At 64.1% G+C, this 19299-nt stretch carries 18 protein-coding genes; 7 read left to right on the top strand and 11 right to left on the bottom strand.

The features are described from left to right. The first annotated feature begins 10 nt into the window (after window positions 1-10). The 5 genes from SA190iCDA_RS02330 (at window position 11) to cls (ending at window position 6088) form a co-directional block, all read left to right on the top strand. Window positions 11-1159 (top strand): ABC transporter ATP-binding protein, encoded by a 1149-nt coding sequence (locus SA190iCDA_RS02330; protein WP_070884802.1) that lies wholly within the window; start codon window positions 11-13, stop codon window positions 1157-1159. A gap of 286 nt (window positions 1160-1445) precedes the next feature. After that, window positions 1446-1619, top strand: coding sequence for a hypothetical protein (locus SA190iCDA_RS02335; RefSeq protein WP_205881590.1), 174 nt, complete (start codon window positions 1446-1448; stop codon window positions 1617-1619). A 145-nt stretch (window positions 1620-1764) separates the two neighbouring features. Continuing rightward, a complete protein-coding gene (locus tag SA190iCDA_RS02340; RefSeq protein ID WP_070884803.1) occupies window positions 1765-2808 on the top strand; it encodes an LLM class flavin-dependent oxidoreductase in 1044 nt (347 codons plus the stop codon). Between the two features lie 273 nt (window positions 2809-3081). Continuing rightward, window positions 3082-4488 (top strand): purine-cytosine permease family protein, encoded by a 1407-nt coding sequence (locus tag SA190iCDA_RS02345; protein WP_070884804.1) that lies wholly within the window; start codon window positions 3082-3084, stop codon window positions 4486-4488. A 160-nt stretch (window positions 4489-4648) separates the two neighbouring features. After that, window positions 4649-6088 (top strand): cardiolipin synthase, encoded by a 1440-nt coding sequence (gene cls, locus SA190iCDA_RS02350; protein ID WP_070884805.1) that lies wholly within the window; start codon window positions 4649-4651, stop codon window positions 6086-6088. Between the two features lie 7 nt (window positions 6089-6095). On the opposite strand, the gene SA190iCDA_RS02355 is transcribed toward cls, so the two are convergent. The 8 genes from SA190iCDA_RS02355 to SA190iCDA_RS02390 form a co-directional block, all read right to left on the bottom strand. Next, on the bottom strand, window positions 6096-6623 hold the full coding sequence (locus SA190iCDA_RS02355) for a DUF3617 domain-containing protein (RefSeq protein ID WP_083329735.1): 528 nt from the start codon (window positions 6621-6623) through the stop codon (window positions 6096-6098). 81 nt (window positions 6624-6704) lie between these two features. Continuing rightward, on the bottom strand, window positions 6705-7208 hold the full coding sequence (locus SA190iCDA_RS02360; RefSeq protein WP_070884807.1) for a GNAT family N-acetyltransferase: 504 nt from the start codon (window positions 7206-7208) through the stop codon (window positions 6705-6707). Between the two features lie 157 nt (window positions 7209-7365). Beyond that, window positions 7366-8298, bottom strand: coding sequence for an allantoinase PuuE (gene puuE / locus SA190iCDA_RS02365; protein WP_070884808.1), 933 nt, complete (start codon window positions 8296-8298; stop codon window positions 7366-7368). A gap of 102 nt (window positions 8299-8400) precedes the next feature. Continuing rightward, on the bottom strand, window positions 8401-9102 hold the full coding sequence (locus tag SA190iCDA_RS02370) for an aspartate/glutamate racemase family protein (RefSeq protein ID WP_070884809.1): 702 nt from the start codon (window positions 9100-9102) through the stop codon (window positions 8401-8403). Continuing rightward, complete coding sequence (locus SA190iCDA_RS02375) at window positions 9099-9917, bottom strand: ABC transporter permease (RefSeq protein WP_070884810.1); 819 nt, start codon at window positions 9915-9917, stop codon at window positions 9099-9101. Before SA190iCDA_RS02375 ends, SA190iCDA_RS02370 begins: the two co-directional genes overlap by 4 nt. A gap of 2 nt (window positions 9918-9919) precedes the next feature. Next, on the bottom strand, window positions 9920-10735 hold the full coding sequence (locus SA190iCDA_RS02380) for an ABC transporter permease (RefSeq protein WP_419203876.1): 816 nt from the start codon (window positions 10733-10735) through the stop codon (window positions 9920-9922). Between the two features lie 119 nt (window positions 10736-10854). After that, window positions 10855-12189 carry an ABC transporter substrate-binding protein gene (locus SA190iCDA_RS02385; protein ID WP_070884812.1) on the bottom strand — a complete coding sequence of 445 codons (1335 nt, stop codon included), beginning with the start codon at window positions 12187-12189 and terminating at the stop codon, window positions 10855-10857. Then, entirely contained in the window at window positions 12186-13322 is a 1137-nt protein-coding gene (locus SA190iCDA_RS02390; RefSeq protein ID WP_070884813.1) for an ABC transporter ATP-binding protein, read from the bottom strand. The genes SA190iCDA_RS02385 and SA190iCDA_RS02390 overlap by 4 nt, the downstream gene beginning before the upstream one ends. A 337-nt stretch (window positions 13323-13659) precedes the next feature. Here SA190iCDA_RS02390 and SA190iCDA_RS02395 point away from each other — a divergent pair, with 337 nt between their 5' ends. Beyond that, the gene (locus tag SA190iCDA_RS02395) at window positions 13660-14349 is read left to right on the top strand and encodes a GntR family transcriptional regulator (RefSeq protein ID WP_070884814.1); all 690 of its coding nucleotides are present in this window, start codon (window positions 13660-13662) and stop codon (window positions 14347-14349) included. A 188-nt stretch (window positions 14350-14537) separates the two neighbouring features. Then, the gene (locus SA190iCDA_RS02400; RefSeq protein WP_070884815.1) at window positions 14538-15356 is read left to right on the top strand and encodes an ion transporter; all 819 of its coding nucleotides are present in this window, start codon (window positions 14538-14540) and stop codon (window positions 15354-15356) included. A 40-nt stretch (window positions 15357-15396) separates the two neighbouring features. Here the strand turns inward: SA190iCDA_RS02400 and SA190iCDA_RS02405 are convergent, their stop codons facing one another. From SA190iCDA_RS02405 to SA190iCDA_RS02415, 3 genes are all read right to left on the bottom strand, one after another. Continuing rightward, entirely contained in the window at window positions 15397-15798 is a 402-nt protein-coding gene (locus SA190iCDA_RS02405) for a DUF1850 domain-containing protein (RefSeq protein WP_070885251.1), read from the bottom strand. Next, window positions 15795-17819, bottom strand: a complete 2025-nt coding sequence (locus tag SA190iCDA_RS02410) for a TRAP transporter permease (RefSeq protein ID WP_070884816.1) — start codon at window positions 17817-17819, stop codon at window positions 15795-15797. Before SA190iCDA_RS02410 ends, SA190iCDA_RS02405 begins: the two co-directional genes overlap by 4 nt. Before the next feature lie 224 nt (window positions 17820-18043). Beyond that, on the bottom strand, window positions 18044-19000 hold the full coding sequence (locus tag SA190iCDA_RS02415; protein WP_070884817.1) for a TAXI family TRAP transporter solute-binding subunit: 957 nt from the start codon (window positions 18998-19000) through the stop codon (window positions 18044-18046). Window positions 19001-19299 lie beyond the last annotated feature (299 nt).

Genomic DNA, 19299 nt, shown 5'->3' on the forward strand with positions numbered 1-19299 from the left:
GGAGAACCCCATGAGTGCCGTCATCCAAGAACAACAGGCGCCCCAGACCCTGGTCAGCCTGCGCAACCTGAACAAGCACTACGGCGACTTCACCGCTGTGGATAACATTTCCCTGGATATCCAGGAGGGCGAGTTCCTTACCTTCCTCGGCTCCAGCGGCTCGGGCAAGAGCACCACGCTGTCGATGCTGGCCGGCTTCGAGACGCCCAGCTCGGGTGAAATCCTCGTGGAGGGCAAATCCCTGGTCAACGTGCCACCGCACAAGCGCGATATCGGCATGGTGTTCCAGCGCTATTCGCTGTTCCCGCACCTCAACGTGCGCGACAACATCGCCTTCCCGCTGGGCATCCGCAAGCTCAGCGCCGACGAGCAGAAGCGCAAGGTCGACGCCATGCTCAAGCTGGTGCAACTGGAAGCCTTCGCCCACCGCCGCCCGTCGCAGATGTCCGGCGGCCAGCAGCAGCGCGTGGCCATCGCCCGGGCGCTGGTCTACGAGCCGCGCATCCTGCTGATGGACGAGCCCCTCGGCGCCCTGGACAAGAAATTGCGCGAGGATCTGCAGGACGAGCTGCGCCACCTGCACCGCCGCCTGGGCATCACCATCGTCTACGTGACCCACGACCAGGAAGAGGCGATGCGCCTGTCCCAGCGCATCGCCATCTTCAGCCACGGCAGGATCGTCGGCCTGGGCACCGGCTACGACCTCTACCAGAACCCGCCGAACGCCTTCGTCGCCTCGTTCCTCGGCAACTCCAACTTCCTGCGTGCCAAGGTCAGCGGCCAGGCCGCGGTGCAGTTCGAGCAGCAGAGCCTGGCCATCACCCCAACGGCCAACCTGAAGAACGAGCAGGAGGTGCTGCTGATGCTGCGCCCGGAAAAAGCCCAGGTGCTGCCCCTCGAGGTTGCCGCGCAAACCCCGCTGCCGGCCGGCTGGAACGAGATCGCCGTGCAGGTCGCCGAAGTGGTGTTCCTCGGTGAAAGCCTGACCTGCCACGTAGTCACGCCGGGCGGCTGCCACCTGACCCTGAAAGCCATGGGCAGCGGCCTGCAACCGCTGCAACCCGGTGCCCAGGCCAAGGTGCGCTGGGCGGCCAGCGAGGCCTGCCTGTACGACAGCTGGAACGAGAGTGATCTGAGCAAGGGCGCTGGGGCGCACTGAGTGGTGGTGCGCTGACAGGAAATCCACACCTGTGGGAACGGGCGGGGACGCCCAGTCCATGCCCGTGGTTTTTTCGCGGGCATGGCCCGCTCCCACATCAGCTCACCGCCGCCCCATCCGTTACACCCGCCCCGATCAAGTGGTACCGCTTTTCCCACACAAAACCAGCGCATCCGGCGGCTAACACCGCCGCCACCCGCTCCAGCGCCTCCGGCGATCTGGAGCACATCTTGCAATGTGCCATCGCAATACGGGCCGCGGCATTTGGCCAGGCCGGTAACCAGGAGTGTCTTTATCGTCGGTCAACCTCGGTGCCTCGGCCCTGGTCGACCCCAAGCTCGCGGAAAACCAGCCGGGCGCCCGCAAAGCCGGGCAGATCACCCTCGGCTTCAAATACCAGAGCCTCTACGGCGAGCGCATCGCCGAGCGCTGGTATGCCTGGCAGGTCGCCAGGAACTGAAGCTTTTCGACATGAGGGATCTCGAGCACTCGCCAAAGTATTTTATATTATGGTATACCATAGACCACGAGCCATCTGATCCTGCAGGCGGCCAGTCCCGACAGCGCCTCGCGCCTGGGGCCTTACAAGAATCGAGGAAAGCGACATGAAATTTTCTTTGTTCGTCCACATGGAACGCTACGACCAGGAAGTCGGCCACCGCGAGCTGTTCGATCAGTTGACCGAGCTCACCCTGTTGGCCGAGGCCGGCGGCTTCAGCACCGTGTGGGTTGGCGAGCACCACGCCATGGAATACACCATCTCGCCAAGTCCGATGCCGATCCTCGCCTACCTGGCGGCCCGTACCAGCACCATTCGCCTCGGCGCCGGCACCATCATCGCGCCGTTCTGGAACCCGATCCGCGTAGCAGGTGAATGCGCCCTGCTCGACGTGATCAGCAACGGTCGCATGGAAGTCGGCCTGGCCCGTGGTGCCTACCAGTACGAGTTCGACCGCATGGCCGGTGGCATGCCGGCCAGCGATGGCGGCAAGTACCTGCGCGAGATGGTGCCGGTGGTCAAGGCGCTGTGGAAAGGTGATTACGCCCACGACGGCGAGATCTGGAAATTCCCCACCAGCACCTCGTCGCCCAAGCCCCTGCAGCAGCCGCTGCCGCCCGTGTGGATCGCCGCCCGCGACCCGGACTCGCACAACTTCGCGGTGGCCAACGGCTGCAACGTGATGGTCACGCCGCTGATGAAGGGCGACGAGGAAGTGGTCGACCTGAACGACAAGTTCAATGCCGCCCTGGCCAACAACCCCGGCGTACCGCGCCCACAGTTGATGGTGCTGCGCCATACTCACGTGCACCTGGCCGACGACCCTGACGGCTGGAAGGTAGGCGCCGCGGCAATCTCGCGTTTCTACCGCACCTTCGATGCCTGGTTCGGCAACAAGACCACCCCGGTCGACGGCCTGCTGGATCCGAGCCCTGAAGAGAAATTCAAGGAGCGCCCGGAGTTCGAACTGGAGAACATCCGCAAGAACACCATGATCGGCACGCCCGAGGAAATCATCGCGCGCATTCGTCACTACCAGGAACTGGGCGTCGACGAATTCAGCTTCTGGGCCGACAACAGCCTGCCCTACGCCGAGAAGAAAAAGTCCCTGGAGCTGTTCATCCAGCACGTGGTGCCAGTCTTCCGCTGAGCCCCGCCACCGCTGCACCGGCCACGCCGGGCAGCGGTTTTCGCCAACCTGGCGATACGCAAAACCCTATCCGAATAAAGACAAGAAGTAGGTTTCCCATGGTGTTCCGCACAGCCCTGCTGCTCCACCCCTCCCCGTTCTCCGCCGCCTGCAAGCCGCCCCGCAGCAGGCGCAGCTGACTCGTTCAGCCACCCCCACGCATCTATACCCAACGGCCTGCCCCGCCCCACGCGGCGCTGCATGCCGTCGCCACCTTGCGCAGGAGAACCCGACATGTCCCATTCCAACGCTCCGCAAGAGCTCGTCGAAAGCAACAGCGTTGGCCAGGTGGCCGACGCCGACCGTCATGGCCGCGTCCGTGATCTGTTCACCCTGTGGTTCAGCACCAATATCGCGCCACTGCCCATCGTCACCGGTGCCATGGCCGTGCAGGTGTTTCACCTGAGCATCGGCTGGGCGATCTGCGCCATCCTGGTTGGCCACCTGCTTGGCGGCATCGTGCTTGGCCTGGCTTCGGCCCAAGGGCCGCAGATGGGCCTGCCGCAGATGCTGCAGAGCCGCGGTCAGTTCGGCCGCTACGGTGCGCTGCTGGTAGTGGTGATCGCCGCCGTGCTGTACATCGGCTTCTTCATCTCCAACTGCGTTTTGGCCGGCAAATCCATCCACAGCGTGGCGCCGGATCTGCCCCTGCCTGCCGCCGTGCTGATCGGCGCCTGCGCCGCGACGCTGATCGGCATCCTGGGCTACAACTTCATCCACACCCTCAACCGTATCGGCACCTGGGTGATGGGCATCGGCCTGCTGGCGGGCTTTATCGCCCTGTTCGCCAACGGCCTGCCGGCGGACTTCGCCAGCCGTGGTGGCTTCAACCTGGCCGGCTGGCTGGCGATGGCCTCCCTGGGCGCCATCTGGCAGATCTCCTTCGCGCCCTACACCTCGGACTACTCGCGCTACCTGCCGCGCAACGTGGGCATCTGGAAGCCGTTTCTCGCCACCTACTGCGGCGCCGTGCTGGGCACCGCGCTGTGCTTCATCTTCGGCACCCTGGTGGCGCTGTCGGTGAGCGCCGAGACCGACACCATGGACGCGGTGAAGCAGAGCACCGGCGTGTTCGGCCCGGTGCTCATGCTGCTGTTCATCCTCAGCATCATCAGCCACAACGCCCTGAACCTGTATGGCGCGGTACTGGCGCTGATCACCTCGGTGCAGACCTTCGCCGCCGACTGGGCGCCCAGCCGCCAGGCCCGGGTGGCCCTCTCGTCGATCCTGCTGGTGGCCTGCTGCGTGGTCGCGGTAACCGCGCCGGCGGACTTCATCGCGCGCTTCATGCAGCTGATCCTGGCGATGATGATCGTGCTGGTGCCCTGGGCGGTGATCAACCTCGCCGACTTCTACCTGGTGCAGAAGCAGCGCTATCACATTCCCTCGCTGTTCGACGCCACGGGCGGCATCTACGGGCGCTTCAACCCCAATGCAGTCAGCGCCTACGCCATCGGCATCCTGGTCCAGCTGCCGTTCGCGGTCACGCCGATCTATACCGGCCCCATCGCCAGCAAGCTGGATGGCGCCGACCTGTCGTGGCTGGTGGCGATCGTCGTTACCCTGCCGCTGTACCTGCTGCTATCGGGCCGCGACACGGTGTACCGGCGCAGGCAAATCTCGGCGCTGTCGCGGGCCTGATGGCAGGCATCGGCGAAGCCCCGCCGCTTGCGGGGCTTGCTCGATGCGGCCGGGGCAAGGTGACACGCCACGAGGTTTCACGTGGAACGCTGATTTCTATCGGTGACGACCCATCGATAGCGTGGTCTATGCTGGCACGGCAGTCATCAAGCGAACGGCAATGGAATTCGGCATCCAGCATTTCTTCGGTTACCTGATCGCAGCGATCCATGTACTGGGTACGCTCGCTGCCGTGCATGCGATCCTCACCGTGCGCACCGCCCAGGGTGCCATTGCCTGGGCGCTGTCGCTGTTCTTCATGCCCTACCTGACCCTGCTGCCGTACGTGATCTTCGGGCGCAGCCGCTTCTATGCCTATATCGAGGCGCGCCGGTTGGTCGACAGGCAGATGCACAAGGCCATGGCCTCGCTGGACTGGCGGCCCTGGGTGCAGGAGGCCATCGCCGCCGGTGAGTCCGAAGCCTACGGCCAGCTGCGCGCGCTGCCGCGCCTGGGGCGCATGCCTTGCCTGGCCGGCAACCAGGTCAACCTGCTGGTCGACGGCAAGGCCACCTTCGAGGCGATCTTCCAGGCGATTGCCGAAGCGCACCAGGTGATCCTCATCCAGTTCTTCATCGTGCATGACGACAAGCTCGGCCGCCGCCTGCAGCAAGCCCTGCTGGAGCGCGCGGCAGCTGGCGTGCAGGTGTACTTCCTCTACGATGCGGTCGGCAGCCATGCCCTGCCGCGCCGCTATATCAAGCGCCTGCGCGAAGGCGGTGTGCACGTGCATGCCTTTCCCACCGGGGGCGGCGTGCTCAACCGCTTCCAGCTGAATTTCCGCAACCACCGCAAGATCGTGGTGGTCGATGGCGAGCGTGGCTTTCTCGGCGGCCACAACGTCGGCGACGAATACCTGGGCGAGAAACCGCGCCTGTCGCCGTGGCGCGACACCCATGTCGACGTGCACGGCCCGGCGGTGGCCTGTCTGCAGGAATCCTTCGCCGAGGACTGGTTCTGGGCGACGCGCAAGCTTCCGCCGTTGCTGCTGCCGGAGCGCTACCCGGACGAAGGCATGCTCTGCCAGGTGATCAGCAGCGGCCCGGCCGATGCCCAGGAAACCTGCTCGCTGCTGTTCGTGGAAATGCTCAACGCCGCCCGCGAGCGCATCTGGCTGACCAGCCCCTACTTCATCCCCGACGAGGCACTGTTCGCCGCCCTGCGCCTGGCCGTGCTGCGCGGCGTGGACGTGCGCATCCTGCTGCCCTCACGGCCGGACCACCGCATCGTCTACGCCGCCTCCAACCTGTTCGCCCTGGAGGCGCTGCGCGCCGGCGTGCGGATCTTCCGCTACCTGCCGGGCTTCCTGCACCAGAAGGTCGCGCTGATCGATGGGGATATCGGCGTGGTCGGCAGCGCCAACCTGGACAACCGTTCGTTCCGCCTGAACTTCGAAATCACCCTGGTGACGGTCGACCCGGAGTTCGCCCGCCAGGTCGAAGCGATGCTGGAGAACGACTTCAGCCAGTCCCGCGAACTGATCGGCGCCGACCGTCGCGAGGTGCATCGTCTGCAGCAACTGGGCATGCGCGTGGCACGGCTGATCTCGCCGATTCTCTAGCGGCCTGTCACTGCCGCGGCTTCAACGCGCCGCAATCAGCCGACACCCAGCGGGCCTCGGATTCCATGCTGCCCTGCTGGCGGCCGCCACCACTGTCGAACTCACCACTGACCTGGGTGGTAAACGACTTGTCGTCGAGGAAATGCGCCTCGCCCTGGCCGCGGCCCTGCGGGCAGGTGAAGTTGAAGACCCAGCGGTCGTTGTCACGGGAGGTGATCTGCTGGCTGCAGTTGGGGTCCTGCAGGGGGATGTTCTGGGCATCGACCTGGGCCTGGCTGATGCAGTACTGCACGCCCTTTTCGCCGAGCTGGATGCCCTGCTTGGCCATGGCCCGCTCCATCATTTCACGCTGGGCCTGGGGCAGGCTCTTGAACTGCTCCAGCATTACGTCGCTGCTGGGCAGGGTCTTGCCGCCGAGCTGCATGTTCTTCGAGGTGATCTCCCAGAGACCGGGCTGGATCTGCTGCTCGGCGGACGCCATGAAGGGCAGCGCCAGCAGGCAGAGAGGCAGTAACTTCACACTAAGCTTTGGCATAGGAACTCCGTTCAGTGACCGCGATGCGGCTCGCTCGATATCCGACAGCGCCGCCACCGGGATGTCTCGACGCAATCCGCTTCAGCCCGCAGGTTCCTGATGGTAGAGCCTGAGGCCCCGCGCCTGATAATTGGCCAGCGCACTGGGGTGGTCGAGGCTGCAGGTGTGCACCCACACCCGCCGGGTGCCAGGCCAGGCCCAGGCGGACTGCAGCGCGTGGGTCAGTAGCGGGCCGCCAAAGCCGCGGCCGAAGAAGGCGGCGGCCAGGCCGAAATAGAGAATTTCTACGGCGCCCTCGGCATCGCGCTGCAGTTCGTAGTAACCGGCGATGGCGCCCCCGTGGTAGGCCACCCAGGTGCGGTGATCGTCACGCTCGATCGCTTCGCGCCACTGCGCGTCCGACCAGGCCAGCTTGTCCGTCCACCCCCAGGGCTCGCCGACCAGCTGGTAGAGAAAGCGGTTGAGCTGGAACTGCTTGATCCGGCACTCGACCACCTGCAGGTCATCCGGCATCGGCTTGCTGCGCACCTGCTCGGGGCTGTGCATTTCCAGGTAATAGGTGATGTTGCTGCCCTGCTCGCTCATGCCGTGATCCGTCATATTGGTCAGGGCCACCTGGCCCAGGCAAAGAGCGCAGGCTAATGACCCGCGATGGATTCGGCAATCCGCTCGGGGCCTGCAATCCGTTACGCCGACTTCCTATCTGCTAGTGCAGCAACTGCTCTGCCGAGGTAATGGGTTGCTACGGCTGGTAAGGATGGTGCTCGACCCAGTGGCGGGCGATATCGACTCGGCGCGCCACCCAGACGCGATCATGGGCCTCGATGTGGTCGAGGAAACGTTGCAGCGCGCGGAAACGCCCGGGGCGACCGATCAGGCGCGGGTGCAGACCAACCGACATCATCTTCGGCGCCGTTTCGCCCTCGGCGTAGAGCACGTCGAAGGTGTCCTTCAGGTAGGCGAAGAACTGCTCACCACTGTTGAATCCGCCCGGGCTGGAGAAGCGCATGTCATTGGCGTCGAGGGTATAGGGCACGATCAGGTGGGGCTGACGGGTACCGTCGCGGGTCTCGACGGTGCTCCATAGCGGCAGGTCGTCGCCGTAATAATCGCTGTCGTAGAGAAAGCCGCCCTGCTCGACCACCAGGCGCCGCGTGTTGGGGCTGTCCCGGCCGGTGTACCAGCCGAGCGGCGCGGCGCCGGTGAGGCGGGTGATCAGCTCCACCGCGCGCTCGAGGTGCTCGCGCTCGAGGTCGACCGGTACGTTCTGGTAGTGCAGCCAGCGCCAACCGTGACTGGCGATCTCGTGGTTACGTGCGACCAGCGCCTCGGTGATTTCCGGGCAGCGCTCCAGGGCCATGGCGACGGCAAAGGCGGTCAGCGGCAGGTCGCGGCGCTGGAACTCATCGAGGATGCGCCACACGCCCGCACGGGAGCCGTATTCGTACATCGACTCCATGCTCATGTGGCGATCGGCAAAGCTCTGCGCACCGACGATTTCGGAAAGAAAGGTTTCGCTCTGCGGGTCCCCGTGCAACACGCAGCTCTCACTACCTTCCTCGATGTTGAGCACGAACTGCACGGCGATTCGCGCATTGCCCGGCCATTTTGGCTGCGGCGGGTTGCCTGCGTAACCGCGCAGATCCCGGGGATAGTGTGGCTGGGGCTGGGTCATGGATGATTTTCTTCCTTACGCGGCTGTAGCCATGACAGGCCCGGGGTAATCGGCAGCAGGCTGGAGCCACCGGAGCCGTCGTTACTCAAGTCGGCCTGGCGCTTACAGCGCCTTGTTGCGTGGCCAGGCATAGCTCAGGCTCTTGCTGCTGCCCAGGCCCAGCTGCACCAGCGCCTCCACCCATTTCAGCGCCACCTGCACGCCGTCGATCACCGGCACGCCGAGATCCCCCTGCAGGCGCTGTGCCCACTGGCTCATGCCCGCGCAGCCCAGCACCAGGCATTCGCTGCGGTCATCGCGCAGAATCCGCTGACCCAGGTCGCGCAGACGCCGGTAATGGGCCGGGTCACGCTCCAGCTCCAGCACCGGGATATCCGCCGCATGAATATTCGCGCAGCGCCGCTGCAGGCCGTAACCGTGCATGTTGCGCTCGATGATATGGATCGAGCGCGGCAGGCTGGTCAGGATCGAATAACGCACACTGAGCATGCTCGCCGCGTGCATCGCCGCTTCACCAATGCCCAGCACCGGGCCGCTGGCCAACTCGCGGGCGGCGTCCAGCCCGGTGTCGTCGAAACAGGCGATCACGAAGCCTTGCACACCCTCGTCCTGCGCCTGGCGCATCGCTCCCAGCAGGTGATACGCCGCGCACACCCCATCGGCAGCGCCCTCGATACTCGCCACCGAGCCCGGCAGATGGATCACGCTCAACTGTGTATCGGCCGCCTTGATGCCCTGGCAGGTGGTGTCCAGCAGCCGGGCCATACCTGCCGAGCCGTTGGGATTGATCACGCGAATCTTCATGCGGTTTTTCTCATCCGTTGGCTGAGGCTCATCAACAGCAGCACCAGCGCGATCAGTGCCAGGGAAAACAGCGTGGTCAGGGTGCCCAGGGCGTAGAGCACCGGCGTGGTGACGTTGGTGGTCATGCCGAAGATCTCCAGCGGCAAGGTATTGAAGCTGCCGGAGACCATCAGGGTGCGGGCGAACTCGTCGTAGGACAGGGTGAAACCGAACAGCGCCACGCCGAACAGGCTCGGGGCAATCAGTGGCAGGACGATCAGGCGCACCGTTTGCCAGGCACTCGCGCCCAGGTCGCGGGCCGCCATCTCGTAGGCACGGTTGAAGCGGTTGAACACCGCGAACATGATCAGCAGGCCGAACGGCAGGGTCCAGGTCAGGTGCGCGCCAAAGGCCGAGCTGTACCAGATCGGCTCCCAGCCGAGGCGATCGAACATCAGGCCGATGCCCAGGCTGACCAGGATCGAGGGAATGATCAGGCTCGCCAATGTCAGGTAGAACAGGGCCTGGCTACCCGCGAAAGGGCGCCGGTAGGCGAAGCCGGCCAGCACCGAGAACACCAGGGTGCAGGCCATGACCGCGATGCCGAGAAGAATCGAGCGGCTGAAGGCACCGGCGAAATCGCCCACCTGCTGGGCCTGGAACAGGTTGTGAAACCAGTGCAGGGATATCCCGTTCATGGGAAAGGTCAGCCCACCGCCAGGTCCCTGGAACGAGAGGATGCCGATGGTCAGCGTCGGGCCGTAGAGAAACAGCACGAACAGGGCGAAGAACAGGCTCAGGCAATAGAAGCTCAACGGGCGTGCCGTGGATTTCATGGTCATAGCTCCTTGCGGATATCCACCAGGCGGAACATCACCACCAGCATCAGCAGCACCGTGGCCAGCAGCACCACGGCACTGGCCGCCGCCGCCGGGTACTGCAGCAGGCTGATCTCGTTGTGGATCAGCACGCCAACCGAGGCATGCAGGCCGCCGCCCATGATGCGCACGGTGACGAAATCACCCATCACCAGGGTCAGCACGAAGATGCTGCCGATGAGGATGCCCGACTTGCACAGCGGCACGATCACCAGCGCGAGGATCTGCCAGGTCTGCGCCCCGGCATCCCGCGCCGCCTCGATCAGGCGGCGGTCGATGCGCATCATGGTGTTGAAGATCGGCACCACCATGAACAGGGTGTACAGGTGCACGTAGGCCAGCACGATGGAAAAGTCGCTGTACAGCAGAAACTCCAGTGGCTGGTCGATCAGCCCGGCGCCGAGCAGGCTGCCGTTGACCAGGCCATTGCGCCCCAGCAGCGGTATCCAGGAAATCATGCGGATGATGTTGGAGGTGAAGAAGGGGATGGTGCACAGCAGAAACAGCAAGGTCTGCACCTTGTTGCTGCGGATGTGGAAGGCCAGGTAATAGGCCAGGGTAAAGCCCAGCAGCAGGGTGATCAGCCAGGTCAGCAGGGCGTACTTGAAGGTATTCAGGTAGGCCTGCAGAGTGGTCGGCGAAGACAGCAGGTAGCGGTAGTTATCGAAGATGAAGTCCGGGATCAGCTGGTAGGAGTCGTAGTCCCAGAAGCTCACCACCACGATCACCGTGATGGGAAAGACCAGGAACAGCAGCAGGGTCAGCGCCAGCGGCATGGCCTGCAGGTGGCTGAGGTTGGCGAGTCCGGTGCGCATATCGAATCCAGGCTGCGGAAAAGTAGGGTGTCGAAGGCGCAGCGGTGGAGGAAACGAGGTCATCCACCGCTACGGCCGGCTCAGGAAACGATGAATTCGTTCCACTTGCGGATCATGTGGCGGTTCTCGTCCATTACCGAATTCCAGCAGGCCACGCTGCCCATGCGCTGCTCGAAGGAGCCACCATCACGCACGGCTCCGGCCTTCTCCATGACCTTGCCGTCGGGGCTGAGAATGTCGCTCTGGGCAGCTTTGCCCTCCATCCAGAAGCCCCACTCATCGGCGCTCATGTACTGCCTGGAGGTCTCCGGCGCAGCACTGTAGTAGCCCTGGCGGTTCAGATAAGCGCCGACCCAGCCCGACAGGTACCAGTCGATGTATTCATAGGCAGCATCCAGCTCCAGGCCGCTGAGGTGCTTGGCCAGGCCGATACCGCCGCCCCAGGCGCGATAACCTTCTTCGAGCGGCTGGTAGGTGCAGGGCACCCCGCGGCTGCGCACCGCGGCCACGGCCGGCGACCACATGGACTGGATCACCACCTCACCGGAGGCCATCAGGTTCACCGACTCGTCGAAGCTCTTCCAGAAGGCACGGAACTGGCCGTCCTTCTTGGCCTGCATGAGGATGGCGATGGTCTTGTCGATCTCCCCACGGGTCATGTTGCCCTTGTCGCCGTAACGGATCTCGCCCATGGACTCGCAGATCATCGCCGCATCCATGATGCCGATGGACGGGATGTTGAGGATCGAGGTCTTGCCCTTGAAGGCAGGGTCCAGGATGTCGCGCCAGTTGCTGATCGGCCGGCCCACCAGGTCCGGACGTATACCCAGGGTGTCGGCGTTGTAGATGGTCGGCACCAAGGTCATCCAGCGGGTCGGTTCGCTGGCGAACTTCAGCGAATCGGCGCTTTCGACGAAGCCCACGGTATGCGGCGCGGTGCCCTGGGCGATGGTCGATTCCGGGGTCAGCTTGCCGTCGATGAACAGCCGGGAAATCTTGTCGAAGTTCTTCAGCCGCCTGGTATCCATGGCCTGCATGGTGCCGGACGGATAGACCTTCTTGCCGATCCAGTACTCGATGTCGGCAATGTCGAAGGAGCGTGGCTGGGTAACGGCTCGTTGCGCCACCGCATCGGAATCCAGGGCGGTGAGCTGCAGGGTGATGCCCAGGTCTTCCTTGGCCTTCATGGCGATGTCGTTGAGGTTGGAGACCCCGGTGCCGAACTGGCGCAAGGTGACGTTCTTGATGTTCTGCGCCCAGATCATCGGAAAACCGCTGATCGCGCCGGAGCCCACGGCCACCGCCGAGGCCACCCCCAGACCCTTGATCAGGCTGCGCCTGGACAATCCCTTGGCGGACTCCACCTGCGGGGCTTCGGCGGGGCATTGCGGGGTGCTGTCGTCGTGCTCGCTCATCGGTGAACCTCCTCGGTCGGGTTGGCGTGTTGCGGGGAGAACAGGTTGAGGTGCGCGGCGTCCCAGGTCAGGGTGACCTCGGCACCTATTTCAGGTACCCGACGCTGGCGGTCGGCCAGGTAAACCATCAGTGGCGTGGCGCTGGCGGTCAGGCATTCGACATAGATGAAGGCGCCCTGAAACTCGACATCGCAGACCCGCGCCGGCAGGACAAACTGCCCGGCCGGTGGCGCGCTGCCAGGCGGCAGGATGTCCAGGTGGTCGCAGCGCACCGAGAACGCCAGCGGCGTACCCTCGGCGGCGACATGCTGGTCGCCCAGTTGCGCCAGGCTCAGGCTGCCCTGCCCCGTGCCCTCGACGCTGAGCCTCACGCGATCCCCCTCACGGCTGCCCAGCTCGCCGCGCATCAGGCTGTGGCCGCCGATGAACTGGGCGACGAAGGGGGTGGCCGGGTGCTCGAACAATTGCCGTGGCGGGGCGACCTGCTGGATCCTGCCGCCGTCCATCACCACCGCCAGGTCGGCCAGGGCGAAGGCTTCTTCCTGGGAATGGGTGACGTGGATGAAGGTCAGCCCCAGCTGTTTCTGGATCGCCTTGAGCTCCTTGCGCATGCGAATCCGCAAGAACGGGTCGAGGGCCGACAGCGGCTCGTCGAGCAGCACCACGTCCGGCTGGGTGATCAGGGCCCGGGCCAGCGCCACGCGCTGCTGCTGGCCGCCGGAAAGCTGCTCGGGGTAGCTGTCGGCGTAGTCTTGCATGTTCACCAGCGCCAGCAGCTCCCGGGCCCTGGCGTGGCGCTCGGCCTTGGGCATGCCGGCGATGCGCAGGCCGAAGGCGACGTTGTCCAGGCAGCTCATGTGCGGGAACAGCGCGTAGTTCTGAAACATCATCGCCGTACCCCGCTGGGTCGGCGAAAAATCGGTGACGTTGCGGTTATCCATGAGGATGTCGCCGTCGCTCACCGCTTCGTGGCCGGCCAGCATGCGCAAGGTGGTGCTCTTGCCGCAGCCGCTGGGGCCGAGCAGACAGCAATAGCTGCCACTGGGAATCTTCAGATGCAGATCGGTGACAGCCACGCGCGCATCGTAGGCCTTGTGCACCGCCACCAATTCGACCTGACCTTTTCCAGACATGCTTGCCGCCTAAATTGCTAAACATTTTATTTTTATTGTTAGCAATCACTGTGCCAGGCATTCGTTTGACCGTCATCAATGCGGCCAGGCCCTCGGTTTTACAGGGTAAGCCACTGATAACCCGCAGTTTTTTCAATGTCGCCTTGAATCCGCCCAGCTGTACGCTGGATGTCCGCACACAGCCTGTAGGACGCGATCCAGGTGCACAGCCCTGGAGCAATGCGACAAAGTTGTGCACTTGCCACCGATAGGCAGCTACTTTGCGACAGCATTGTTAACAATTACACTGCCAGCAATTTCCAGCCGCCCCGGCTTCCCACGCAAATGAGCATCGTCCATGGCCAGTCACGTCATCCGTGAAGTGCAACGCATCTATGACGCGATCTACGATGCCATCGTCGAGCAGCGTCTGCCGCCCGGTACCCGCCTGACCGAACTCAACCTGGTCGAGGTGTTCCAGGCCAACCGCAATCACATCCGCAGTGCGTTGCGCGACCTGGCTCACCTCAAGCTGGTGCGCCTGGAGATGAACCGTGGCGCCTTCGTCGAAGAACCCACGCCGCAACAGGCCCGCGAAGTGTTCGCCGCCCGCCGGGTGATCGAAAAGGCGCTGATCGAGGAAGCCTGCAAGCGCACCCAGGCCGCTGACCGGCGCGCCATCGAAGCGCACCTGCAAGCCGAGCTGGCGCTTGGTCATGAGCCGGCAAAACCCGAGTTCATCCGGCTGTCGGGCGACTTCCATCGCTTGCTGGCGCGTATCGCCGGCAACAGCACGCTGGGCGAGATGCTCGAAGGCCTGATCGCCCGTAGCTCGCTGATCATCGCCCTGTACGAGAAGCACGGCGGCGTCCAGTGCTCGCACAACGAGCACGAGGCCCTGGCCGCAGCGCTGCTCGACGGCGATGTTCAACAGGCGACGCGGTGCATGGAGGAGCACCTGCTGAATATCGAACAGCGTTTGCGCCTGGCCCCGCCGGAAAGCGAAGAGGTCGATCTGTTCAAGGTGTTCACCAGCCGTACGGTTTGACGCTTCGCTCCCAGGGGCCCTAGCGCAGCCCCCGGATACTTCCCGGCGACAACGCCCCAGGGTTGCCCGGCTGAAACAATGGGTAACTCGAAACTCCAGCTGCAGCCCCTCTGCTGCCTGATCACCGTCAAGCGGACACCTTAGAATCGTCAGCCTCCTACCCAACCGAATATCGACCGACGCCCGCCATGAACGCCCCACAATCCTCCTCGCGCACCACCTGGCGCCTGAAATTGGCCGAGGTCATGGATGGCAAGCCCGTGCAGCGCCTGATCACCGTGCTGATCCTGATCAACGCCGCGATCCTCGGCCTGCTCACCTCGAAGGACATCGTCGCCGAGTGGGGCTGGCTGCTGTTGCCTGTGGATATGTTCATCCTGGCGGTGTTCGTGGTCGAATTGGCGCTGCGTTTCGCGGCCCGGGGCATTGGTCTGTTGCGCGATCCGTGGGCGGTATTCGACTGCATCGTGGTGGGCATCGCCCTGGTGCCGGCCAGCGGGCCGTTCAGCGTGCTGCGTGCCTTGCGCGTATTGAGGGTGCTGCGCCTGGTGTCGATCAACCCGAACATGCGCAAGGTGGTGCAGGCGCTGCTCGCCTCGCTGCCCGGCCTGGGCAGCATCATCATGCTGATGGGGCTGATCTTCTACGTGTCGGCGGTGATGGCTACGCAGTTGTTTGGCGAGCGCTTTCCCGAGTGGTTCGGCAGCCTGAGCGCCAGCCTGTATTCGCTGTTCCAGATGATGACCCTGGACAGCTGGTCGAGCGGCACGGTGCGGCCAATCATGGAGGTCTACCCGCTGGCCTGGCTGTTCTTCATCCCCTATGTGCTGATCGCCACCTTCATGATGCTCAATCTGTTTATCGCGGTACTGGTCAACGCCATGGAGGATGCCCAGGGGCCTGACCCTGAAGCCGAGGCGCGGGTACGGCGCGAGGAGATGATCCTTCAGGAGTTGAAGGCGTTGCGGGCGGAGTTGGCACAAATGAGGCGCGGGATTGCAGGTTAGAGCAACACGTATATCGTTGTAGGAGGGGCTAAAGCCCCTCCTACGAATTTGCTGAGCGGCCACTCTCACAGCTCCACAGCTCCACCTCTGGCTGGCTCGCCGTCGGTGGCCCGAGCCACTCGCTGAAGGGTTTGCAGCCCTGCGCATCGCACAGCTGGTAGTCGCCCGCCTCGGGCGTGCGCCCGAGGCGTAGCGGTTGCAGCGGCGGCAGCTGGCGTTGGTAGCGCCAGGCGCCATCACGCAGTTCGGCGCCATCCGGAATCTCCATGCCGGCGCCGCTGCCGCGTACCCGCGCCTCGCCGAGCAGCAGCCCGGCCCGGGTGACGCGGTAGTCCTCCTCCCAGCGGATCTTCTCGATGCTGTGGTCCCAGGCCAGGGTGAAGGACGGCAAGGGCAACGTCGCCCATGCCGTCCCGGCGAGCCCCAGGCATAGACCGATCAAGCCGCGACCACGGCAACGCGGCGCGCGCGCCAAAGGTGTTGAGCGATCAGCAGAGCGCCCAGGGCATAACCGATCTCGTCACTGATCGGCATCGCCAGAATCAGCGCGACACCGGCGGCGAATGCCCAAATACGTTCCCACCAGGCCAGACGCATATTCAGGTAGCCGACCACCGCCATGCCCCACAGCCCGACCGCGAACACACTCTTGATGAACATGTACAAGGTCGCGCCCCAGCTGTCGCCCTGCATCATCAGCGCCGGGTCATACACGGCCATGAACGGCACCACGAAGCCCGCGGCGGCGATGCGCACCGCCCACAGGCTGATCTTGAAGCCGTTCTCCTTGGCGATGGGTGCGGCTGCGAAACAGGCCAGCGCCACCGGCGGCGTCAGGTCGGCCATCAGGCCGAAATAGAACACGAACATGTGCGAGACGATCAGCGGCACCCCCAGGTCCAGCAGCGCCGGCGCGGCAATGGCGCTGGTGATGATGTAGTTGGGAATGGTCGGGATGCCCATGCCGAGAATCAGGCAGGTGATCATCGTCAGCACCAGCGACAGGAACAGGTTGTTCTGGCCGATGGCGAGAATGTAGCCAGCGAACGTGGTGGCGATCCCGGTCAGCGAAACCACGCCGATGATGACGCCCACCAGGGCGCAGGCGATACCGACCGGAATCGCATGACGCGCCCCTTCCGCCAGCGCGTGCACGCAGGCCTGCAGGGTTTCCCGGCCGCCCTTGATGAACCAGCAGACCGCCACCAGCGCGCCGATGACCCCGAACACCACGCCGATACCGAGTTGGAAGAAGCCCGCGCAGAGAATGCCCAGGGCTATCCAGAACACCATGCGCATGATCTTCGACGACACCTTGAGGATGATCGCCGAGCCCAGGATCACGATGGCGGTGAGCGCCAGGCCCACGGTGCCGGAGAACATCGGCGTGCGCCCGGAGAACAGCAGGTAGACCAGTACCAACAGCGGGATCAGCAGGAACCAGCGCTGTTTCACCGCTCCCCAGGCGCTGGGGCACTGGTCTTTCGGCAGGCCGCGCAGGTTGGCGCTCTTGGCCTCCAGGTGAACCATCCAGAACACCGAGCCGAAATACAGCAGCGCGGGAATCAGCGCCGCCTTGGCCACTTCCACGTACGGTACGTTGATGGTCTCGGCCATGATGAACGCCACGGCGCCCATCACCGGCGGCATGATCTGGCTACCCATGCTCGATGTCGCTTCCACCGCGCCGGCAAAGGCCGGGCGATAACCGAAGCGCTTCATCAGCGGAATGGTGAATTGCCCGGTGGTCACCACGTTGGCCACACCCGAGCCGGTGATGGTGCCCATCAATGCAGATGAGGCCACCGACACCTTGGCCGGGCCGCCCAGCTTGTGGCCGAACAGGCCCATGGCGAAATCGGTGAACAGCTTGATCATGCCAGCCTGCTCGAGAAAGGCACCGAACAGGATGAACAGGAAGATGTAGGTCGCCGACACGTAGGTTGGCGTGCCGTAGAAGCCCTCGGTGCCGAAGGCCAGCTGGTTGATGATCTGGTCGAAACCATAGCCACGGTGCGCCAGATCGCCCGGCAGGTATTCACCGAACAGGCCGTAGAGCAGGAACAATCCGCAGATCAGCGGCAGGGCGATACCCATGACCCGTCGTGCCGCCTCGAAGATGAGCAGCGTCAGGCCGACGCCGATGACCATGTCCAGGGGGGTGAGGTCGCCTGAACGCTGAATCAGGTCACCTTCGAAAACCCACTGGTAGGCGAAGGTGGCCATGCCGGCAAGGCCCAGCAACCAGGCCAGCGGCTGGTTCGGTCGGCCCTTGCCGAAGGCCGGGTAGCAGAGAAAGACCATCAGCAGCAGAAAGCCGACATGCCCGGCGCGCAGCACCTGACTGGACACCGGGTGGAAGGCCGCCGTGATGATCTGATACGTGGAGAACAGCAAGGCGGTGTAGAACAACGCCTTCGGCCATTCGTTGGGGCTGCTGTTGAGCCCTTGATGTTCGCTCATGAAGGTCGTGCCTCACGCAAGAGGAGCTGGAGATGGGCCGGTGCATTCGAAGTTGGCAGGGGTGGGTGACGCATGGCCGCATCGGCAACACGGCGCATTAGTCGTGCGTCCCGTAACCCACCGTGTAGTAGCCGGCGTTGCGACCAAGGCGGGTTACGGCACCATCGTCATGGCGGCGCCTGGCTGCCACCGACAGGTGCCTGACCCACCCCAGGGTTCGGCTGTTACTTCAGAACGCCAGCTTCCTTGTAGAAACGCTCGGCCCCCGGGTGCAGCGGAATCGGCAGCCCTTCGGTGGCGGTTTCCAGTTTGATGTCCTTGGCGGCCGAGTGCGAATTGACCAGGCGCGGCAGGTTGTCGAACATCAGCTTGGTCATCTGGTAGGCCACTTCGTCGTCGACGCCTTCGTGGCTGACCAGAATGTTGATGATGGCGGCGGTCGGCACGTCCTGATCCTGACCGTCGTAGGTGCCGGCTGGAATGACGCGGGCCTGGTAGGCGCTGCTGCCGATCTTGGTCACCACCTCTTCCGGAATCGCCACGAAGGTGATTGGCACCATCGACGCCAGGTCGCGGATAGCGGCCATGCCCAGGCCGGAGGACTGCAGGGTGGCGTCCAGCTGGCGGTTCTTGATCAGCTCGACCGACTCGGCATAGGGCATGAACTCGACGCGGCCCATGTCCTTGTAGCTCAGGCCTGCGGCCTTGAAGATCGCCCGGGCGTTGAGCTCGGTGCCGGACTTCGGCGCACCGACGGAGATGCGCTTGCCCTTGAGATCTTCCAGGGTCTTGATGCCGGATTCCTTGCTGGCGACAATCTGGATGTAGTTCGGGTAGGTGGCGGCGATGGCGCGGATCTTCTTCAGCGGCGCCTTGAAGCCGGCGTCCTCGACACCCTTCCAGGCATCGTCCACCGAGTCGCCCAGAGCAAAGGCCAGCTCACCGCGCCCTGCCTGCAACAGGTTGAGGTTTTCCACCGAGGCCTTGGTAGCCTGCACCGAGGTCTTCGAACCCTCGATGCCGTTGCCATAAACCTGCGAGAGCGCCACGCCAATCGGGTAATAAACCCCGCTGGTACCACCGGTCAGAACGTTGATGAAGGTAGGTGCGGCGAACACCGCCGTGCTGGCGGTAATGGCGGCGGCAGCGGCAAGAAGGCTGAAACGCTTGGTCAGTCGCATGGGTGTTTCTCCGTGATTATTCTTGTCAGAGAGCCGGTTCTGGATGTCCGGTTACCCGCAGCCATAGCAGGTGCCGTGCCATTGGCGAAAAGCCGCGAGCCAGAGCGGTGGCGGGATGACGGGGAGAAAGAAAGCAGCGAAAGGTCGCCTATTGGCCAAGTGGCAATCGGCAGGATTCCGCTTATGCGAAGCGCGTTTTCGCGCTCCGGGATGTGACCAAGGTTGCTGGCCTCCCAGCGCATCACCTGTGGGGAGCGCGCCATGCGCGCGAAAAATCGCGGGCATGGACTAGGCGTCCC

The sequence above is a fragment of the Pseudomonas argentinensis genome, assembly GCF_001839655.2.
Lineage (GTDB): Bacteria > Pseudomonadota > Gammaproteobacteria > Pseudomonadales > Pseudomonadaceae > Aquipseudomonas > Aquipseudomonas argentinensis_B.